Raw genomic sequence first — 19395 nt, 5'->3', positions numbered from 1 at the left:
CTCCAAAGCCCCCTTAATGCGAAGCGGCTGTCTGGGTCACGGCCTCTGCCGCGGCCAGAGCCGTGTCATAGTTCGAAATCAATGCCGCGGTCGAGTTGCCGATCACATCGGTCACGAGCGACGGGTAAACGCCCAACAGGATCGTCATCACGATCAGCGGCGCAAAGATCAGCCGCTCGCGCGAGCTCATGTCTGTCATCGCCTTCAGGCTTTCCTTGATCAGATCGCCAAAGACCACCCGACGGTAAAGCCACAGCGCATACCCGGCCGAGAAAATCACGCCGGTCGCAGCCACAGCCGTCACCCATGTGTTCACTTGGAACGCGCCCATCAGGGTCAGGAATTCGCCGATAAAGCCCGAGGTGCCCGGCAAGCCGACATTAGCCATGGTGAACAGCATGAAGACCAGCGCATAGGCGGGCATCCGGATCACCAGACCTCCGTACGCGTCGATATCACGGGTGTGCATCCGGTCGTAGATCACGCCGACGCAGAGGAACAGCGCCGCCGAGATGAAGCCGTGGCTGATCATCTGGAAGATCGCGCCATCAATGCCCTGCTGGTTCGCCGCAAAGATGCCCATGGTCACAAAACCCATATGCGCGACCGAGGAATAGGCGATCAGCTTTTTCATATCCTCCTGAACCAGCGCCACCAGCGAGGTGTAGACAACCGCAATCGCTGACATCCACAGCACCAGATCGGTCATCACCGCCGAACCCACTGGGAACATCGGCAAGCTGAACCGCAAGAAGCCATAGCCGCCCATCTTCAGCAAGATCGCCGCCAGCACCACCGAGCCCGCCGTCGGGGCCTGAACGTGTGCGTCTGGCAACCACGTATGAACCGGCCACATCGGCATCTTCACCGCAAAGGATGCGAAGAATGCCAGGAACATCAGCGTCTGCATTCCGCCAACGATGTAGACGCCCAGCACGCTGAACCCCTCAGACGAGAACTGATGGCTCATCAGCGCCTCGATATCCGTGGTGCCCGCATCCGCATACATCGCAACCATCGCAACCAGCATCAGCACCGAACCGAGGAAGGTATAGAGGAAGAACTTGAAGCTTGCATAAATCCGGTTCGAACCGCCCCAGATACCGATGATCAGGAACATTGGGATCAGGCCTGCCTCGAAGAACAGGTAGAACAGCACCAGATCCAGCGCCATGAACACGCCCAGCATCAGCGTTTCCAGCAGCAGGAAGGCGATCATGTATTCCTTGACCCGGTCTGTCACGTTCCAGCTGGCCAGAATGGTCAGCGGCATGATGAAGGTGGTCAGCAGCACAAACAGAACGCTGATCCCATCCACGCCCATCTTGTACTTCAGGCCCAGCAGCCACTCACCCTCTTCCACCATCTGAAAGCCGGTGTTGGATGGGTCAAAGCCTGTATAGATGCCGATGGAAACAAGGAACGTCACCGTGGTCGCCACCAACGCAACCCATTTCGCGTTGCGCTGCGCGGCATCGTCATCGCCGTGCAGAAACAGGGCCAGAATGCCTGCCGCCACAGCGGGGATGAAGGTAACGATCGAGAGGATATTATCCATTAGTGTGCGCCTCCGCCGATCGACATCCAGGTGACAAGGGCTGCGATACCCAAGACCATCCAGAAGGCGTAAGTAAAGATGTAGCCCGTCTGCGCCTTGCCTGCGAGGCGGGTGAAGAAGGGAACAACGCCCATGGCAATCCCGTTCAGGAAACCGTCAATGGTGTTGCCATCGCCGCGTTTCCACAGGAACCGGCCGATCGCCACGGTGGGTTTGACGAAGATCGCATCGTAGATCTCATCAAAGTACCATTTGTTCAGCAGGAACAGGTACAGCGGGCGCTGGTTCTGCGCCAGACGTCCCGGCAGGGACGGGTTCACGATGTAGAACCAATAGGCCACAACAAAACCCAGCAGCATGGCCACAAAAGGCGATACCTTGACCCATTTCGGAGCAGCATGCGCGTCGTCCAGCACATGATTGTCCGGTGCCATATACAGCGCGCCCTCGCCCGGCTCTCCCGCGAAGACGTAGTGGTGATCGCCGTGGGCGTCCTTTTCACCATGACCGTCATCTGCATGCGCATCGCCGTGACCATCGTCGGCGTGGCTTTCATCGCCATGCGTGTCGGCTCTGCTGTGATCGCCAGCCTCGGCATGTTCCGACGCCTCAGCCACCGGGATGCCATAGAACTTGCCGACCTTGTCCGCGTGACCGAAGAAGTTGCCGTACCAGATCATGCCCGCAAAGACCGCACCCAGAGACAACACGCCCAAAGGCACCAGCATGACCATCGGGCTTTCATGCGCGTGATCATGTGTATGCTGATCGCCGCGTGGTTTGCCGTAAAAGGTCAGGAAAATCAGACGCCAGCTATAGAAGGATGTGAACGCAGCGGCGACCACCAGCAGCCAGAACCCATAGGCCGAACCGCCTGCATAAGCGCTCTCGATGATGGCATCCTTGGACAGAAAACCTGCAAATCCGAAGGTCGTCAGCGGAATGCCGACCCCCGTAATGGCAAGCGTCCCGATCATCATCGCCCAGAACGTATAGGGGATCTTTTTGCGCAGCCCGCCATACTCGGTCATCTCTTGTTCATGATGCATGGCGTGGATCACCGAGCCCGCACCAAGGAACAACAGTGCCTTGAAGAACGCGTGCGTGAACAGGTGGAACATCGCCGCTGAATACATGCCCACGCCTGCGGCCACGAACATGTACCCAAGCTGAGAGCAGGTCGAATAAGCGATGACGCGCTTGATATCGGTCTGCACCAGACCCACAGTCGCGGCAAAGAACGCAGTCGTCGCGCCCAGCACTGTGATGAACCCGGTCGCACCCGGCGCGAACTCCATCAGCGGCGACATGCGGCAAACCAGGAACACGCCCGCCGTCACCATTGTCGCTGCGTGGATCAGGGCCGAAACAGGCGTCGGGCCTTCCATCGCGTCCGGCAACCATGTGTGCAGGATCAGCTGCGCCGATTTACCCATCGCACCGATGAACAGCAGGACGCAGATCACTTCAACCGCAGTCCATTCGCCCCACAAGAAGTGTAGTTTTTCTTCGGCCAAAGCCGGGGCCGAGGCGAAAATGTCCGAAAAGTTGATGCTGTCGGTAAGAAAGAACAGCGCGAAAATCCCCAGCGCAAAACCAAAGTCCCCCACACGGTTCACAATGAACGCTTTCATCGCCGCCGCATTGGCACTTGGTTTGCGGTAATAGAACCCGATCAGCAGGTAGGACGCGACGCCCACGCCTTCCCAACCGAAGAACATCTGCACCAAATTATCCGCCGTCACCAGCATCAGCATGGCAAAGGTAAAGAAGGACAGATAGGCGAAGAAACGCGGCTTATAGCTCTCGCCCTCGCGCCATTGCGGGTCGTGATCCATGTAGCCGAAGGAATACAGGTGCACCAGCGCCGAAACAGTCGTCACCACGATCAGCATGATCGCGGTCAGCCGGTCCAAACGAATGGCCCAGCTTGTCGACAGCGATCCGCTCTCGATCCAGCGCATGATCTCGATCTGTTGAGTGACGCCGTCGAACGAGAAGAACACGATCCACGACAGCAGACAGGCCAGAAATAGAAGGCCCGTCGCGGTCCACATCGCGGCTTTCTCACCGATGAACCTCCAGCCGAACCCGCAGATCAGCGCGCCCACCAGCGGGGCAAAAAGGATGGTGGTTTCCATGTTCCCTTACCCCTTCATCATATTGACGTCTTCAACCGCGATCGAGCCACGGTTGCGGAAGAAACAGACCAGAATGGCCAGTCCAATCGCCGCCTCAGCCGCCGCAACGGTCAGGACAAACAGCGTAAACACCTGCCCGACCAGATCGCCGAGGAAGCTCGAAAACGCCACGAGGTTGATATTCACCGCCAGCAGCATCAGTTCGATGCTCATCAGCAGGATGATGACGTTCTTGCGGTTCAGGAAGAGACCGAAGATGCCGATGACGAACAGCGTCGCCGCGACCGTAAGATAGTGTTCGAGTCCGATCATCGTCTTATAGCCCCTGCCCCGGTTTCACGTCCTTCAACTCCATCGCCTTGGCCGGGTCGCGCATCATCTGGCTGATGATGTCCTGACGCTTGATGTCCTGACGGTGGCGCAGGGTCAGCACGATGGCGCCGATCATGGCGACCAGCAGGATCAGGCCCGCAAGTTGGAACAAAAGGAAGTATTGATCGTAAAGAATGACACCCAGCGCCTCGGTATTGTGGCGGTCGGTTGGGACTGGCTGCGCCAGATTGGCCGCCGCCCCTTGCGCGCTGTCCCATGCGCCGAAGGCCATGACGAACTGCATCAAGATGACCAGACCGATCAGCAGCGCCAGCGGCATATAGCGCGCCATTTCGGCCTTAAGCTCAGCAAAGTCCACGTCCAGCATCATCACCACGAACAGGAACAGCACCGCGACCGCACCGACATAGACGATGATCAGCAGCATCGCCACGAACTCGGCCCCCAGCAGAACGAATAGCCCAGCCGCAGACAGAAAGGACAGGATCAGCCACAGCACCGAGTGCACCGGCTGGCGGCTGATCACCGTGAACAGCCCGCCGGTGACAGCGCTGATGGCAAACAGGTAAAAGGCAAAGACGGTCATTGATCCTCATCCTTGTTGTCGCCCATGGCCTCTTGCGCCAGATCCAGCGCACGGGTCATGGCCGGGATGCCGGCAATGACCGACATCTGACCGATCGTTTCCACGATCTCTTGTTTCTTCGCACCCGCCTCGAGCGCATGGCGCACAGTCTGGCGCACGGCTGAATCCGCCTGAGCGCCCTGACAGGTCAACCCGGCCAGCGTGAGTAAAAGGCGGGTCTTAGCGTCCAGCCCGTCGGTGTTGACCGTGTTGCCGAACATCATCTCCATGACCTCTTTGGGCATGGTCGGCCACAGCGCCTCGAACCCTTTCGGTGAGAAATTCTCCATCGCCGGGTTCATCGCCTTGGCCATGTCCTGAGCCTGCTTCATCATTAGCTCAAAGGGATTTGTCGGACTGTCTGTCATCGGTACGGCGCGTCCATTTCGAGGTTGCGAGCGATCTCGGCTTCCCAACGTTCACCGTTGTCGAGCAGTTTTTCCTTGTCATAAAACAGCTCTTCGCGGGTTTCCGTCGCGAATTCGAAGTTCGGACCTTCGACAATGGCATCGACCGGACAGGCCTCTTGGCAGAAGCCGCAATAGATGCACTTGGTCATGTCGATGTCATACCGCGTGGTGCGGCGACTGCCGTCCTCGCGCGGTTCGGCGTCGATAGTGATCGCTTGCGCGGGGCAGACCGCCTCACACAGTTTGCAGGCGATGCAACGTTCCTCGCCATTGGGATACCGACGCAGGGCGTGCTCGCCGCGGAACCGAGGCGACAGAGGACCTTTTTCGTGCGGGTAGTTCACGGTGGCCTTGGGGGCGAAGAAATACTTCAGCCCCAGCTTCATGCCGACCCAGAAGTCTTGCAGCAGGAAATACTTGGCAGCGCGGGTATAGTCGATTTGTGTCATATCAGCCTCCTACGCTCCAACGGGCGAACGCACCCCAGAACCAGTCGAACTTTGCAGCGAAGGCCACGAACACCACCCAGACCAGCGAGAAGGGCAGAAACACTTTCCAACCCAACCGCATCAACTGGTCATAGCGGTAGCGGGGTGTGATTGCCTTGACCATTGCAAACAGGAAGAAGAAGAACGCCATTTTGGCGACCATCCACAGCACTCCATCGGGCAGACCCGGAATGGGTGACAGCCAACCACCGAAGAACAGCAGCGAGATCAGCGCGCACATCAGGAAGATGGCGATGTATTCCCCAGCCATGAACAGCAGGAAGGGCGTGGCCGAGTATTCGACCTGATAGCCTGCCACCAGTTCCGATTCCGCCTCGGGCAGGTCAAACGGCGGTCGGTTGGTTTCAGCCAGCGCCGAGATGAAAAACAGGAAGACCATCGGGAAATGCGGCAGCCAGTACCAGCTAAAGAAGCCAAACCGACCGTCCTGTGCCTCTACGATGTGTCCAAAATTCATCGACCCGGTCGAGATGATCACACCGATGATGATCAAGCCCAGCGAAACCTCATACGAGATCATCTGCGCCGCAGACCGCAGCGACCCAAGGAACGGATACTTTGAGTTCGACGCCCAACCGCCCATAATCACGCCATAAACCTCCAACGAGGATACGGCAAAGACATAGAGGATCGCGACGTTCAGATCTGACAGCACCCAGCCATCGTTGAACGGGATCACCGCCCAAGCAATCATCGCCAGAACAAAGGATGTCAGCGGCGCCAGCATAAAGACCGTGCGGTCCGCACCCGCCGGGATAACGACCTCTTTCACCACGTATTTCAGTGCGTCCGCCACGGATTGCAGCAGGCCGTAGACGCCAACGACGTTGGGGCCCCTACGCATCTGGACGGCGGCCCAGATCTTGCGGTCGCCATAAACAAGGAACAACAGCGAAATCATCACAAAGGCGACGACGGCCAGCACCTGCGCCAGAATGATGAGGGCGATGCCGCCGGGGGTGTTAAAGAAATCAGCCATTGGTCCTCACACCGTGGGTCGTCAGGGAAGTGTCAGCGGGTCGGATCATTCTGCGGCCATCCTGTCAGTCTTGAGGGCTTGCGCCTGCGCCGACAGCTCGGCCATCAACTGCGAGGCCCGTGCAATCGGGTTGGTCAGGTAGAAATCCTTGACCGCGGGGCGGAAGCTGGCCTTGCCCAGTGGCCCGGCCTCAAGTGGTTGAATTTCATTTTCAATCACTTCGTCAATGCGCGCCAGATGTGGCACCGCTTCGATCAGGGCCGTGCGCAATTGCGCCAGCGAGTCAAATGGCAGCGCAGCACCCAATTCGGCTGAAAGCGCGCGTAGAACGGCCCAGTTCTCTTTCGCCTCTCCGGGTGCGAACCCGGCCCGCATCGCCAGTTGCGGACGGCCTTCGGTGTTCACGAACAACCCGTTTTCCTCGGTATAGGCCGCGCCTGGCAGGATCACATCGGCGCGGTGCGCGCCCCGGTCACCATGGCTGCCCTGATAGATGACAAAAGCGCCTTCGCCGATCTCGACTTCATCCGCACCAAGGTTATAGATAACGTCCGCCGCATTTACGGCGTCCATCCCTGCATCGTTCGTCGCGTCTACATCCAAGGCGCCCACACGCGCGGCGGCGGTATGCAGGATGATCAGCCCGCTTTCGGTATTGGCGGCAATGGCTTGCGCGGCGGCCAGAACGGCGGCCCCGTCAGCCTCCTGCAGGGCACCTTGCCCGACGATAACCAGCGACGGCTTGCCCTTGATCTCATCATCACCGCCCATATCGACGACCTTTTGCAGCGCCGCCCGGTCATCGCCCAAGTGGTGATAGGGATAGGTCAAATCTGCAGCAGGCCCAACCAAAGCAATATCAGCCCCCTGCGCCCATGCCTTGCGAATACGTGCGTTCAGAACCGGAGCTTCGTCCCGCGGGTTGGTGCCGATCAGCAGGATACGCTCGGCCGTGTCGATATCTTCGATGGCGGCAGTCCCGGCATAGGCCCCACGGTTGCCCGCTGGCAGCTTGGCCCCGTCGGTGCGGCATTCGACAACACCGCCCTGCCCCTCGATCATCTGTTTCAGCGCAAACGCAGCCTCAACTGGGGCCAGATCACCAACGATCCCAGCCGGTTTTTCGGCCCCTTTCAGCGCTTGCGCCGCTTTGGCCAACGCCTCGGGCCACGAGGCCGGGCGGAGCTTGCCATTCTCGCGCACATAAGGCTTGTCCAGCCGCTGGCGGCGCAGGCCGTCCCAAACAAAGCGCGTCTTGTCGCTGATCCATTCCTCGTTCACACCGTCGTGGTTGCGCGGCAAGAAGCGCATCACTTCACGCCCCTTGGTATCCACGCGAATGTTGGATCCCAGCGCGTCCATAACATCAACGCTCTCGGTCTTGGTCAGCTCCCACGGACGGGCGGTAAAGGCATAGGGCTTGGATGTCAGCGCCCCAACCGGGCACAGATCGATGATGTTGCCCTGTAAGTTCGATTGCAGCGTTTCATTCAGGTACGAGGTGATCTCGGCATCTTCGCCACGCCCGGTCTGCCCCATCTGAGTGATCCCGGCGACCTCGGTCGTGAAGCGCACACAACGGGTGCAACTGATGCACCGGGTCATCGCGGTGCCGACCAGCGGCCCCAGATCCAGATCATCCACAGCGCGCTTGGCTTCTTTAAAGCGCGACCCCGACACTCCATAGGCCATCGCCTGATCCTGAAGGTCACATTCGCCCCCTTGATCGCAGATTGGGCAGTCCAGCGGGTGATTGATCAGCAGAAACTCCATCACCCCTTCGCGGGCCTTCTTGACCATGGGCGAGTTTGTTTTGACCACGGGCGGCTGGCCTTCCGGACCCGGACGTAGATCACGCACCTGCATCGCGCAGGAGGCGGCGGGTTTCGGCGGCCCGCCCACGACTTCGACCAGACACATCCGGCAGTTCCCGGCGATCGACAAACGTTCGTGATAGCAGAAACGCGGCACCTCGACCCCGGCCTGCTCACAAGCCTGGATCAGGGTCATCGCTCCATCGACTTCGATTTCCTGCCCGTCGATATTGATCTTGCGGAGGTCAGACATGGTCTAGTTCGCCCTCAAATACACGCCGATGGCGCTGTTTCTTTCGATTTCCTTCTGCCCCAATGCGCAGAAAGTTTTGGGGTTGTCATACGAGACACCGTTCTGCGCCAGGTATGCTTCGCCTTTTGAGCGCATCCTGTCTTTCTCAGAATCGGATTCCACATAGGCCCGGATTTCCTTGTCCGAGTACCCCAGCTTGTTTGCTTTCGACCGCAAATCCCACATCACGCCAATCGCCTTCAAACGACGCCCACTGATCGAAGGGCAAACCTCTGAAATCTCGTTCGCTACCGCGATATAGTACAACTCGTTGTCGATCTCTTTGACATCTCGCAAAGGCGGCTTGGCGTCAGCCGGCACCGGCGACGCAAACACACATATCGCGGCAATCAACGTCACCGCGCCCAATACGGACCCTCGCAGATTTGCCGGCCCCCGGCATTCAGCGCGCATAGCTGCGTGATATGCGAAACTGCGTGTCATGGACGAAGGCATTTTCCTGCGAAAGTCAGTTTGTCGTCGGTGATCCGCAGGTTTTGCGGTTCGGTATCCGGTCCGACCTTCCAGTCAATTCGCGAAGACCCGTATTTTGCGATACAAAACTTGGTACCTTCGTACCGTCCCGCCTCGCGCGCTCCGTCCAATGAAGCTGAAACACCGTTCACCACGACCGTGAAATCTGTTGGCGCTGTTTTTTTGTCCACGACTTTCGCTTTAGCGCGGAAGTATTGACCGTCAAAAACCACGCGGTCCGAGGATGGGGTCACCAAACCACAAGACGCGACAAGCGCAGCCGCGGCACAGACCACCAATGCCCGACCACAGGTTTTCATCCGGCGCGTTTTTCCGGTGACATGATGAACAGCGCTTAACATCAGAACGCGGCCACCATTGCCATAATCCCCATGATGAACATGCACGCCCATCCCAGAACATAAAGAACGCTCCGCAAGCCTGTGTTAGGTTTGCCAATTCCCTGAATGTGAATGACCAGCATCACCAATCGCGCCAAAAGCGCGACCGAGGCCAGCAGATTTACCCAGAACGGGCTTACCGCCATCAGTATGGCCGCAATTGTCACAGCCGCATATGCCGGAAGGGTCTCAGTTCCGTTCAGATACGCTCGGTTCAGTCGATAGGTTTTGTCGGCATAGTCCTGCTCGGGCGTGGAACCCGGAGCCAAGCCTTTTCCTTGCTTTGCCAAAGCCGTGAATGGGGCAAGTAACAACACAACCAGGGTGAAGATCATCAGCGAAACGATCGCATGGCCATATTCTGCAAATACTTCCATAGGTTCTACTCCGCAGCCATTGCACCAAGGCGACCAGACTTCTGGGCCTTGATACGGTCTTCGATTTCGTCCCGGAAATTGCGGATCAGGCCCTGGATGGGCCAAGCCGCAGCATCGCCAAGCGCGCAGATCGTGTGCCCTTCGACCTGTTTGGTCACGTCAAACAGCATGTCGATCTCTTCCAGTTCGGCCTCACCGCGCACCAGTCGATCCATCACGCGCATCATCCAACCGGTGCCTTCACGGCATGGCGTACACTGGCCGCAACTTTCGTGCTTGTAGAATTTCGACAGCCGCCAGATTGCCTTGATGATATCGGTGGATTTATCCATCACAATCACCGCCGCCGTTCCCAGGCCCGAGCCCAAATCGTTGCGCAGATAGTCGAAATCCATGATCGCATCGCGCATGTTTTCACCGCGCACGCAAGGAACGGACGAGCCACCGGGGATCACCGCCAGCAGATTGTCCCAACCGCCGCGAATACCGCCACAATGGGTCTCGATCAGTTCCTCGAACGAAATCGACATCGCCTCTTCGACCACACATGGGTTATTCACATGGCCCGAGATCGCAAACAGCTTGGTGCCCGCATTGTTCTGACGACCAAAGCCTGCGAACCAATCCGCGCCCCGGCGCAGAATGGTGGGCACAACGGCAATGGATTCCACGTTATTCACCGTTGTCGGGCAACCATACAGCCCCGCACCCGCAGGGAACGGGGGTTTCATCCGCGGCATGCCCTTCTTGCCCTCAAGGCTTTCGATCAGGGCGGTTTCTTCGCCGCAGATATACGCACCCGCGCCGTGATGCAGGAACAGATCAAAATCCCAGCCCGAACCGGCGGCGTTCTTGCCCAACAAGCCAGCGTCATAGGCTTCGTCAATCGCAGCCTGTAGCTCCTCACGCTCGCGGATATATTCGCCGCGCAGGTAGATATAGCAGGTATGCGCATTCATCGCGAAGGACGCGATCAGGCAACCTTCGATCAATGTATGCGGATCATGGCGCATGATCTCGCGGTCCTTGCAGGTGCCCGGCTCGGATTCGTCCGCGTTCACAACAAGATAGGCCGGGCGACCGTCGCTTTCCTTGGGCATGAACGACCATTTCAGACCAGTGGGAAAGCCCGCACCGCCACGACCGCGCAGGCCGGAATCCTTCATCGTCTGGATGATCCAGTCGCGGCCCTTTTCGATCAGGCCAGCGGTGCCGTCCCAATGCCCGCGCGCCTGTGCGCCACGCAATGTGCGCTCGTGCATCCCGTAGATGTTGGTAAAGATCCGGTCCTGATCCTTCAGCATCATGTATTACCTTCAGCTGTCCTGACGCATGCGCCAGAGTTGAAAAATGTTGACGCCCGCATAGATGAATCCTGCCAGAGCGGCAAAATCAAAAAGCAACGCATAGCGGCCCGGCAGTCCCAACTGCGGACCAACAAAAGACATGACAAGCCACAGCACCATCGTCGCGGCGATGACGATGCCGATATGGCGGCCCTTTCGGGCTATGGCCTGTTCCTTGTCCTTGTCCATCTCATCCCGATGCCCCGGGTGGGCACCTATCTTAATCCTCGTTCCCCGCGGCAAGGCTGGTTGCCTGCTCGACCCAGCCGTCGCGTTCGATCCGGCCCTTGAACTTCAGCTGCGTATCCACCCAGGCAATATTCCCGGCCGTCCAGCTTGAGATCTGGTCGTAGTGATAGATCCCCAGATCGTTCAGCTTTTCTTCCAGCTTCGGCCCAACGCCCTTCAGCACTTTCAGATCATCCGCCTTACCGTCGCGCGCCTTCGTCAGCGTTTCGGGCTTGTCTTCCGTAGCTTCCTGGGCCTGCTTCGCCGCCGGTTTGCCAACCTCACGCTCTTTCGGAGGTTTAGGAGCTGCCTTGGTCGCCGCCGCCTTACCATCCTTACCCAACCACGGGGTCAGGATCGGAACCTCGGTCCCGTCGATGCGTTTGACCGTGTCGCCCAGATCAACAGCCAATTCGACACTCGCATTATGCTCGGGCTTGTCCGTTGCATACTCGGTCAGGCTGCTCAAACCTTTCAGCGGTTCCGCGGCATAACGACCGTTCTGTGGACCTGGCACCGGCACCTTGCCCGCGGCCAAATCGTCAATGATCTTGCCAAAGCTTTCGGCCGTCAGATCTTCATAATAGTCCTTGCCGATCTGCACCATCGGCGCGTTCGCGCAGGATCCGAGGCATTCAACCTCTTCCCAACTCAACTTACCATCAGCGGACAATTCATGCGGCTTGGCAGCAATCTTTTCCTTGCACACCGCGATCAGATCTTCGGCCCCGCAGATTAAACATGAGGTCGTGCCGCACACTTGGATATGCGCAACTGTTCCAACGGGTTGCAACTGAAACATGAAATAGAATGAGGCGACCTCAAGCACGCGGATATAGGCCATACCCAACATGTCGGCGACGGATTCGATCGCCGGACGGGACAGCCAACCCTCTTGCTCTTGCGCGCGCCACAACAGCGGAATAACCGCACTGGCCTGACGACCCTCGGGGTACTTGGTGATCTGCGCTTCGGCCCACTGCTGGTTAGCAGCGGTGAAGGCAAAGCTTTCGGGTTGTTCGGGATGAAGACGGCGGAGCATTAGCGGTCAATCTCTCCAAATACGACGTCCATGGTTCCGATAATCGCGGCGACGTCGGCCAGTTGGTGACCCTTGGCGACGTGATCCATGGCTTGCAGGTGCAGGAAACCCGGCGCGCGCAGTTTGGCGCGATAGGGTTTGTTGGTGCCATCGGCGACGAGATAGACACCGAACTCGCCCTTAGGGGCTTCGACGGCGGCATAGACCTCGCCCGCGGGGACATGGAAGCCTTCGGTGTACAGCTTGAAGTGATGGATCAGGCTTTCCATCGAGGTCTTCATGTCCGAGCGTTTCGGCGGGGTGATTTTGCCGCGGGCCAGAACGTCGCCCGGGCACTCGCGGATCTTGGCGATGGCCTGACGGATGATGTGCAGCGACTGGCGCATCTCTTCCATCCGAACCAGATAGCGGTCATAGCAATCACCATTCTTGCCGACGGGGATTTGGAACTCAAACTCGTCATAGCATTCATAGGGCTGCGCGCGGCGCAAATCCCAAGCCAGACCCGATCCGCGCACCATTACGCCGGAGAAGCCGTATTTCTGGATGTCATCTTCGGTCACGATGCCAATATCGGCGTTACGCTGTTTGAAGATGCGGTTTTCGGTCAGCAGACCGTCAATATCGTCCAGAACGGCGGGGAATTCGTGGCTCCACGCCTCGATATCGTCCAGCAGTTCTGGCGGCAGGTCCTGATGCACACCACCGGGGCGGAAATAGGCGGCGTGGAGGCGCGCACCACAGGCACGCTCATAGAACACCATCAGCTTTTCGCGTTCCTCGAACCCCCACAGCGGTGGAGTCAGGGCGCCAACATCCATCGCCTGCGTCGTCACGTTCAGCAGGTGGTTCAGGATGCGTCCGATCTCAGAATACAGAACCCGGATCAGCGAACCCCGGCGCGGTACCTCGACCCCGGTCAGTTTCTCAATCGCCAGACACCAGGCATGTTCCTGATTCATTGGCGCGACATAATCCAGACGATCAAAATACGGCAGATTCTGCAGATACGTCCGGCTTTCCATCAGCTTTTCGGTACCACGGTGCAGCAGACCGATATGCGGGTCGCAACGCTCAACAATCTCGCCGTCCAGCTCGAGCACAAGACGAAGAACCCCATGCGCCGCAGGGTGTTGCGGGCCGAAGTTAATGTTGAAATTGCGGATCTTCTGTTCTCCGCTCAGCGCGTCCGTGCTGCCGTCATCGTATCTTGAGCCGTCCATCAACGCCCTCGTTTCTTCTTCGCTTCGGCCCGAACCCGGACCTTTTCGGCCTCGGCCGCCTTCGCTGCGGCCCCTGCAAGCAGCACACCCAGCACGCCTAGAATAATCAGTTCGCCTGTCATATCAGCGTCGCTCCATCTCTTGCAGCTTCAGCGCCATCATCCACAGCAGGACAATCACGACCGGAGAAATGATGCACGCAAACGCCCAGTTCTTGTTGATCCCGAAATGCGGTAGCAGCTTTATCATTGGCACAACCGTCGCCACCACCAGAACAATCCAGATCAGGAACTCAAACATGGCGGCTACTCCTGCTTCTCATCCCCTGGCAGAATATAATTCGCACCTTCCCAGGGGCTCATGAAGTCAAACTGCCGGTACTCCTGCACCAGGCTGACCGGTTCATAAACGACACGCTTCTGCGCCTCGTCGTACCGCACTTCGGTATAGCCGGTGGTGGGAAAATCCTTGCGCAGCGGATAGCCGCGGAAACCATAATCCGTCAGAATGCGCCGCAAGTCCGGGTGTCCCGAGAACAGAATGCCGAACATGTCGAACACCTCTCGCTCGAACCAGTTGGCCGAGGGGTGAACATCTGCGATCGAGGGCACCATGTCTTCCTCACGAATGGAAACCCGCAAGCGAATGCGCTGGTTCTGATACATCGACAAGAAGTGATAGACCACGTCGAACCGCTTGGCGCGTTCGGGGTAATCGACGCCCGTAATGTCTACAAGGGTCGAGAACTTGCAATTCTGATCAGACCGCAGGAATTCTACGAACTCCACAAGGCTCGACGGCGCGACATCGACGTTCAATTCGTCATGGGTCACATCCCAGGACAGAACGCAATCAGCCCGTTTAAGCTCCAACTGCGCGCCGAGTTCTTTGAGTGCTTCGCTCATCTTCCCTCTCCCTCAGCGCACGATGGTTCCGGTGCGGCGGATCTTCCGTTGCAACTGCATCAGACCATAAAGCAGAGCCTCGGCGGTCGGAGGGCAGCCGGGGACGTAGATATCCACCGGAACGATACGATCACAGCCCCGCACAACAGAGTAGGAATAGTGATAGTACCCACCCCCATTCGCGCAAGACCCCATCGAGATCACATAGCGTGGCTCGGGCATCTGGTCATAAACCTTGCGCAACGCCGGGGCCATCTTGTTGGTCAGGGTTCCGGCAACAATCATCACGTCGGACTGACGCGGAGAGGCGCGCGGCGCGATGCCAAACCGTTCCGCATCATAGCGCGGCATCGAGGTGTGCATCATCTCAACCGCGCAGCAGGCCAGACCAAAGGTCATCCAGTGCAAAGACCCGGTGCGAGCCCAGTTGATGATGTCCTCGGTCGAGGTCAGCAGAAATCCTTTGTCCTGCAATTCAGCATTCAGGGCCTGGGTTGCAACTTCCTTGTCGACGCCTGCGGTATTTGCACCCGTCATCACTCCCATTCCAGGGCCCCTTTCTTCCATTCATAGGCAAAGCCAATGGTCAGAACGCCCAGAAACACCATCATGGACCAGAACCCAACATCGCTGATGTCTTTGAAACCGACGGCCCAGGGGAATAGGAAAGCAATTTCCAGATCGAAGATGATGAAGAGAATCGAAACCAGATAGAACCGAACGTCGAACTTCATCCGCGCATCATCAAAGGCGTTGAAGCCACATTCATATGCGCTGACCTTTTCAGGGTCTGGATTGCGGACGGCCAGAACCACAGCAGCCAGAATCAGAACGATTCCAAGGCCAACGGCAACGGCCAGAAACACCAGAATCGGGAGGTACTCCCGCAACAGGTCTTCCACGTAAAGCTCCTTTCCTGTGCAGCGCTCGCAGCGACGCACCGTCAATTGGCGTGTTGACTGGACATTCTCTATCCCTGCGTGATCAGAGGGTCAACCGAACAGAAGCGCGCAGGCACCTAATATTCCGTTTCCCTCGTGGGATATTGAGTATGTTGGTTATGTTTGCGCGATAAGTGACTGTTGGAATTCAGACCTTGCTGTTCCAAACAGGTTTTCTTTTGGCAAAAAACGCGCCGATTCCTTCTTGCGCTTCTTCAGTTTCCCAACGATCCACCAGCGCCCGGATCGTCCCGTCGATCACAGTATTGTCAATCGTCGGTCCCAGCATTCGCACCAAAGCTTTGGCCGAGGCCACGGCCCCCGGCGCGCAGGACAGGTATGGCTCGACCTCGGCCTCGACCGCCCCGGCCAGATCATCGGCATTGACCGCGCGGGCAAGCAATCCCAGTTCCACAGCCTCGGACGCTTCAAAAAGACGTGCCGACATGAAAACGCGCCGCGCCCGCGCCTCGCCCATGCGTGCAACAACATAGGGACCAATGGTCGCCGGGATCAGGCCCAATCTCGTTTCTGTCAGGCCCATTTTCACTGACTGAACACCAATTGCCACGTCACAAACTGCGGCCATTCCAACGCCCCCTCCAAAAGCGTTGCCCTGAACGGCGCCGATCAACGGTTTCGGCATCGTGTTCAAAGCCTGCAACATTTCGGCCAGCTTACGCGCTTCAACAAAGCGCGTTTCGGGGTCGGCGGCCATTTGATCCTGCATCCAGCTTAGATCGCCTCCGGCGCAGAAGCTTTTGCCCGCGCCTGTCAGGACAACCACCCGCACCGCGTCGTCCTGTCCCAACTGTCCTGCGGCCTGTGTCAGTTCCGATATCATCTGCGCTGACATCGCATTGTGTTTTTCCGGACGGTTCAGCGTCAGCGTCGCGACGCCGCGCGGGTCCACTGCGATTGAAATGGTGTCGAACATGGCCTTACTTATTCCCCTCGCATGGCGCGCGCCATCTGCGCGGCCTGGTCCACGATCTCGGGGGCGATGCCGGTTTCATATCCCAGCCGATGTAAGTGCGACACAACCGTTTCGGTCGCCACATTCCCGGCCGCGCCAGGGGCGTATGGACACCCCCCCAAACCGCCAACCGCGGAATCGAACGTGCGCACCCCCAAAGCGAGGGCCGCGTCTATATTGTCGATCGCCCGTCCGTTGGTGTCGTGAAAATGACCCGCCAGTCTGGTGACGGGCACCCGCTTTTGCACCGCCAAAAGCATATGCGCGACAGTATCAGGCGTGCCCTGCCCGACCGTATCCCCCAGAGACACTTCGTAACAGCCCAGCGCAAACAGCGTATCCGCGACTTCAGCAACTTTTTCAGGGTCTGTCGGGCCATCATAGGGACAGTCCGTCACGCAAGAGACATACCCCCGCACGGGAAGGTCAATATGCCGAGCAGCCTCTAGAATTGGGGTAAACCGCTCGATGGATTCCGCAATCGAGGCGTTGATGTTGGCCTTAGAAAACCCCTCGGAGGCTGAGGCGAAAACAGCAATCTCATCCGCCTTGGCCGCAAGCGCGTCGTCATACCCGCGCATGTTCGGTGTCAGCGCGGCATAGCGCACACCATCGGCACGGGAAATCCCAGCCAGCACTTCGGCACTGCCCGCCATCTGTGGCACCCACTTGGGCGAGACGAAGCTGGCCACCTCGATCCGGTTGAAGCCGGCCCGGCTCAGACAATCGACCAACGCGACCTTTTCGGCCACCGGGATTTCCCGCTTTTCATTCTGCAGACCGTCGCGCGGCCCCACTTCGAAGATTTCAACCCGATCACCCATGGCTGCGCCCCTCCCTTATTGCCGCTATGAACCCGACCTTGCCACGTTGACCCCGCGCAGGACAGGTCATTCCTCCTCCAACCGGACCAGAGCGGCACCGGCTTCGACCTGCCCCCCGGCTTCGGCGAGCACTTCGGCAACGACGCCATCGCGTGCTGCCAACAAGGAATGCTCCATCTTCATGGCTTCCAGAACGGCCAGTCGATCGCCTTCCTGCACCGTTTGCCCCACTGTCGCGAACATGGCTTTTACCAATCCCGGCATCGGTGCCTCGATCACGTTGGTGTCGCCAACGGCACTAGCGTCGCGGTCCAGAGGATCGACGATATCGAACGATTGCCCATAGTTTTCGAAAACAGTGACCCTCGACCCTGCCACAGCTACGCGCGGCATGGGCTTGCCACCCACGATCCATTTCCCGGCCTTTCGTTCGGCCAGAACCGAGTCGTCCCCCACCCGCCAAAGCTGTCGGTCCGGCCCTTCAACCTGAACATCCAGATCAATCACGTCTTCGGCCTTCAGTTGGGCCGCCCGATGCAGGGGTGCCCAAAGAGAGAACCCACATTCTTCGTTCGTATCCACCAGCCCCAACGCCGTCATCGCCGCCGAAACACAGGTAGACGCCGTAACTGGGACGGGCCTGATGAGCGCGTCCAAGTCCCGCCCGATCAGTCCTGTATCCACATCCCCCACCGCAAAACCGGTATGCCGTGTCAAAGCCCCCAGAAACCCGAGGTTTGTAACTGTCCCGGCAACTTCGGTACGCGACAACGCCCGATGCAGTTGCTCCAACGCAATCTGGCGTGTTGGCCCGTGCACGATGACCTTGGCGATCATCGGATCGTACCAAGGGCTGATCGTATCGCCCGCCCGAACGCCGCTATCTGCCCGGCAAGCCGTCGGGAACTGCAAATGGGTCAGCTTGCCCGTCGCAGGCAAAAACCCTTTGGGCACATCTTCGGCGTAAAGACGCGCCTCAAACGCGTGGCCGGTGATCGACAGTTCATTTTGTTTCTTTGGCAGCGTCTCGCCCGAGGCAACCCGCAATTGCCATTCGACCAGATCTACGCCCGTAATGGCCTCGGTCACAGGGTGTTCGACCTGCAAGCGTGTGTTCATTTCCATAAACCAGAACCGATCCGGTCGCAGCCCTTCCGAGGCATCGACGATAAATTCAACCGTGCCTGCACCCTTATAGCCAATCGCCTCGGCCGCCCTGACACCCGCCTGCCCCATCGCCTCGCGCATTTCGGGCGTCATACCGGGCGCAGGCGCTTCCTCGATCACTTTTTGATGTCGCCGTTGCAGGGAGCAATCGCGTTCGAACAGATGCACGGCGTGTGTGCCATCTCCGAAAACCTGCACTTCGATATGGCGCGGTTTGGCGACGAACTTCTCGACCAGCACGGCATCGTTACCAAAGGCTGTACGCGCCTCGCCACGTGCGCTGTCCAAGGCCGACGCAAATTCCTCGGGCTGCTCAACCAGCCGCATCCCCTTGCCGCCACCTCCGGCAACAGCCTTGATCAGCACCGGATAGCCGATGGTTTCCGCCGCACCGGCCAAATGGTCGGGGTCCTGATTGTCACCGTGATAGCCGGGCACAACCGGCACGCCCGCCTGCTCCATCAAAACCTTGGCCGCATCCTTGAGACCCATCTTGCGGATCGCATCCGCAGAAGGCCCGATAAACGTCAACCCAGCGGCTTCGACCGAATCCACGAAATCCGGATTCTCGGACAAAAACCCATATCCGGGATGGATCGCCTGCGCGCCGGTGTCCAGCGCTGCCTGAATGATCACGTCGCCCTTCAAATAGCTCTCAGCCGGTGCCGCACCGCCGATATGCACGGCCTCATCTGCCATCTGCACATGCTTGGCCGAGGCATCCACATCGGAATATATCGCAACGCAGGTCACACCCAACTTCTGAGCGGTTTCCATCACGCGGCAAGCAATCTCACCCCGGTTGGCAATCAGGATTTTGCTGAACATAT

Annotated in this window: 23 protein-coding genes; all 23 read right to left on the bottom strand. The window is 58.5% G+C overall.

What is annotated here, in order from left to right:
* Positions 1-13: 13 nt before the first annotated feature.
* On the bottom strand, positions 14-1558 hold the full coding sequence (locus GOV87_RS00580; protein ID WP_171210466.1) for an NADH-quinone oxidoreductase subunit M: 1545 nt from the start codon (positions 1556-1558) through the stop codon (positions 14-16).
* Complete coding sequence (nuoL, locus tag GOV87_RS00575) at positions 1558-3699, bottom strand: NADH-quinone oxidoreductase subunit L (RefSeq protein WP_171210465.1); 2142 nt, start codon at positions 3697-3699, stop codon at positions 1558-1560. The genes GOV87_RS00580 and nuoL overlap by 1 nt, the downstream gene beginning before the upstream one ends.
* A gap of 6 nt (positions 3700-3705) precedes the next feature.
* Positions 3706-4011: an NADH-quinone oxidoreductase subunit NuoK gene (gene nuoK, locus GOV87_RS00570; RefSeq protein ID WP_050602759.1), complete on the bottom strand. Its 306-nt coding sequence runs from the start codon at positions 4009-4011 to the stop codon at positions 3706-3708.
* Between the two features lie 4 nt (positions 4012-4015).
* Positions 4016-4618, bottom strand: coding sequence for an NADH-quinone oxidoreductase subunit J (locus GOV87_RS00565; protein ID WP_171120795.1), 603 nt, complete (start codon positions 4616-4618; stop codon positions 4016-4018).
* Positions 4615-5025: a carboxymuconolactone decarboxylase family protein gene (locus GOV87_RS00560; RefSeq protein WP_171210464.1), complete on the bottom strand. Its 411-nt coding sequence runs from the start codon at positions 5023-5025 to the stop codon at positions 4615-4617. The genes GOV87_RS00565 and GOV87_RS00560 overlap by 4 nt, the downstream gene beginning before the upstream one ends.
* The gene (gene nuoI, locus GOV87_RS00555) at positions 5022-5516 is read right to left on the bottom strand and encodes an NADH-quinone oxidoreductase subunit NuoI (RefSeq protein WP_170331439.1); all 495 of its coding nucleotides are present in this window, start codon (positions 5514-5516) and stop codon (positions 5022-5024) included. The genes GOV87_RS00560 and nuoI overlap by 4 nt, the downstream gene beginning before the upstream one ends.
* Before the next feature lies 1 nt (position 5517).
* Positions 5518-6555, bottom strand: coding sequence for an NADH-quinone oxidoreductase subunit NuoH (nuoH, locus tag GOV87_RS00550; protein WP_171120790.1), 1038 nt, complete (start codon positions 6553-6555; stop codon positions 5518-5520).
* Positions 6556-6600: 45 nt separating this feature from the next.
* Positions 6601-8622 (bottom strand): NADH-quinone oxidoreductase subunit NuoG, encoded by a 2022-nt coding sequence (gene nuoG, locus GOV87_RS00545; protein ID WP_171210463.1) that lies wholly within the window; start codon positions 8620-8622, stop codon positions 6601-6603.
* A 3-nt stretch (positions 8623-8625) separates the two neighbouring features.
* The gene (locus GOV87_RS00540) at positions 8626-9075 is read right to left on the bottom strand and encodes a DUF5333 domain-containing protein (protein WP_171210719.1); all 450 of its coding nucleotides are present in this window, start codon (positions 9073-9075) and stop codon (positions 8626-8628) included.
* A 26-nt stretch (positions 9076-9101) separates the two neighbouring features.
* Positions 9102-9542, bottom strand: a complete 441-nt coding sequence (locus GOV87_RS00535; RefSeq protein ID WP_371808558.1) for a hypothetical protein — start codon at positions 9540-9542, stop codon at positions 9102-9104.
* On the bottom strand, positions 9497-9913 hold the full coding sequence (locus tag GOV87_RS00530; RefSeq protein ID WP_171120786.1) for an MAPEG family protein: 417 nt from the start codon (positions 9911-9913) through the stop codon (positions 9497-9499). The genes GOV87_RS00535 and GOV87_RS00530 overlap by 46 nt, the downstream gene beginning before the upstream one ends.
* Positions 9914-9918: 5 nt before the next feature.
* Positions 9919-11217 (bottom strand): NADH-quinone oxidoreductase subunit NuoF, encoded by a 1299-nt coding sequence (gene nuoF / locus GOV87_RS00525; protein WP_171210718.1) that lies wholly within the window; start codon positions 11215-11217, stop codon positions 9919-9921.
* A 12-nt stretch (positions 11218-11229) separates the two neighbouring features.
* Entirely contained in the window at positions 11230-11448 is a 219-nt protein-coding gene (locus GOV87_RS00520; RefSeq protein ID WP_170784212.1) for a DUF5337 domain-containing protein, read from the bottom strand.
* A gap of 31 nt (positions 11449-11479) precedes the next feature.
* The gene (nuoE, locus tag GOV87_RS00515) at positions 11480-12529 is read right to left on the bottom strand and encodes an NADH-quinone oxidoreductase subunit NuoE (protein WP_171210462.1); all 1050 of its coding nucleotides are present in this window, start codon (positions 12527-12529) and stop codon (positions 11480-11482) included.
* A complete protein-coding gene (locus GOV87_RS00510) occupies positions 12529-13752 on the bottom strand; it encodes an NADH-quinone oxidoreductase subunit D (protein ID WP_171120779.1) in 1224 nt (407 codons plus the stop codon). The genes nuoE and GOV87_RS00510 overlap by 1 nt, the downstream gene beginning before the upstream one ends.
* Positions 13752-13874, bottom strand: a complete 123-nt coding sequence (locus tag GOV87_RS20520; RefSeq protein WP_256369258.1) for a hypothetical protein — start codon at positions 13872-13874, stop codon at positions 13752-13754. Before GOV87_RS20520 ends, GOV87_RS00510 begins: the two co-directional genes overlap by 1 nt.
* 1 nt (position 13875) lies before the next feature.
* Positions 13876-14052 carry a hypothetical protein gene (locus GOV87_RS00505; RefSeq protein WP_171120778.1) on the bottom strand — a complete coding sequence of 59 codons (177 nt, stop codon included), beginning with the start codon at positions 14050-14052 and terminating at the stop codon, positions 13876-13878.
* 5 nt (positions 14053-14057) lie between these two features.
* Positions 14058-14657, bottom strand: a complete 600-nt coding sequence (locus GOV87_RS00500; RefSeq protein WP_171120776.1) for an NADH-quinone oxidoreductase subunit C — start codon at positions 14655-14657, stop codon at positions 14058-14060.
* 12 nt (positions 14658-14669) lie between these two features.
* Positions 14670-15203, bottom strand: a complete 534-nt coding sequence (locus GOV87_RS00495; RefSeq protein ID WP_037307875.1) for an NADH-quinone oxidoreductase subunit B family protein — start codon at positions 15201-15203, stop codon at positions 14670-14672.
* The gene (locus tag GOV87_RS00490) at positions 15194-15559 is read right to left on the bottom strand and encodes an NADH-quinone oxidoreductase subunit A (protein WP_050602775.1); all 366 of its coding nucleotides are present in this window, start codon (positions 15557-15559) and stop codon (positions 15194-15196) included. The genes GOV87_RS00495 and GOV87_RS00490 overlap by 10 nt, the downstream gene beginning before the upstream one ends.
* 187 nt (positions 15560-15746) lie before the next feature.
* Positions 15747-16535 (bottom strand): crotonase/enoyl-CoA hydratase family protein, encoded by a 789-nt coding sequence (locus GOV87_RS00485; RefSeq protein WP_171120774.1) that lies wholly within the window; start codon positions 16533-16535, stop codon positions 15747-15749.
* A gap of 8 nt (positions 16536-16543) precedes the next feature.
* Positions 16544-17398 (bottom strand): hydroxymethylglutaryl-CoA lyase, encoded by an 855-nt coding sequence (locus GOV87_RS00480; protein ID WP_171122609.1) that lies wholly within the window; start codon positions 17396-17398, stop codon positions 16544-16546.
* 66 nt (positions 17399-17464) lie between these two features.
* Positions 17465-19393 (bottom strand): acetyl/propionyl/methylcrotonyl-CoA carboxylase subunit alpha, encoded by a 1929-nt coding sequence (locus GOV87_RS00475; protein WP_171210461.1) that lies wholly within the window; start codon positions 19391-19393, stop codon positions 17465-17467.
* Between the last annotated feature and the right edge of the window lie 2 nt (positions 19394-19395).

Source organism: Ruegeria sp. HKCCA5426, assembly GCF_013034585.1.
GTDB lineage: Bacteria > Pseudomonadota > Alphaproteobacteria > Rhodobacterales > Rhodobacteraceae > Ruegeria.
This window is presented reverse-complemented; position numbering and strand designations above follow the sequence as displayed.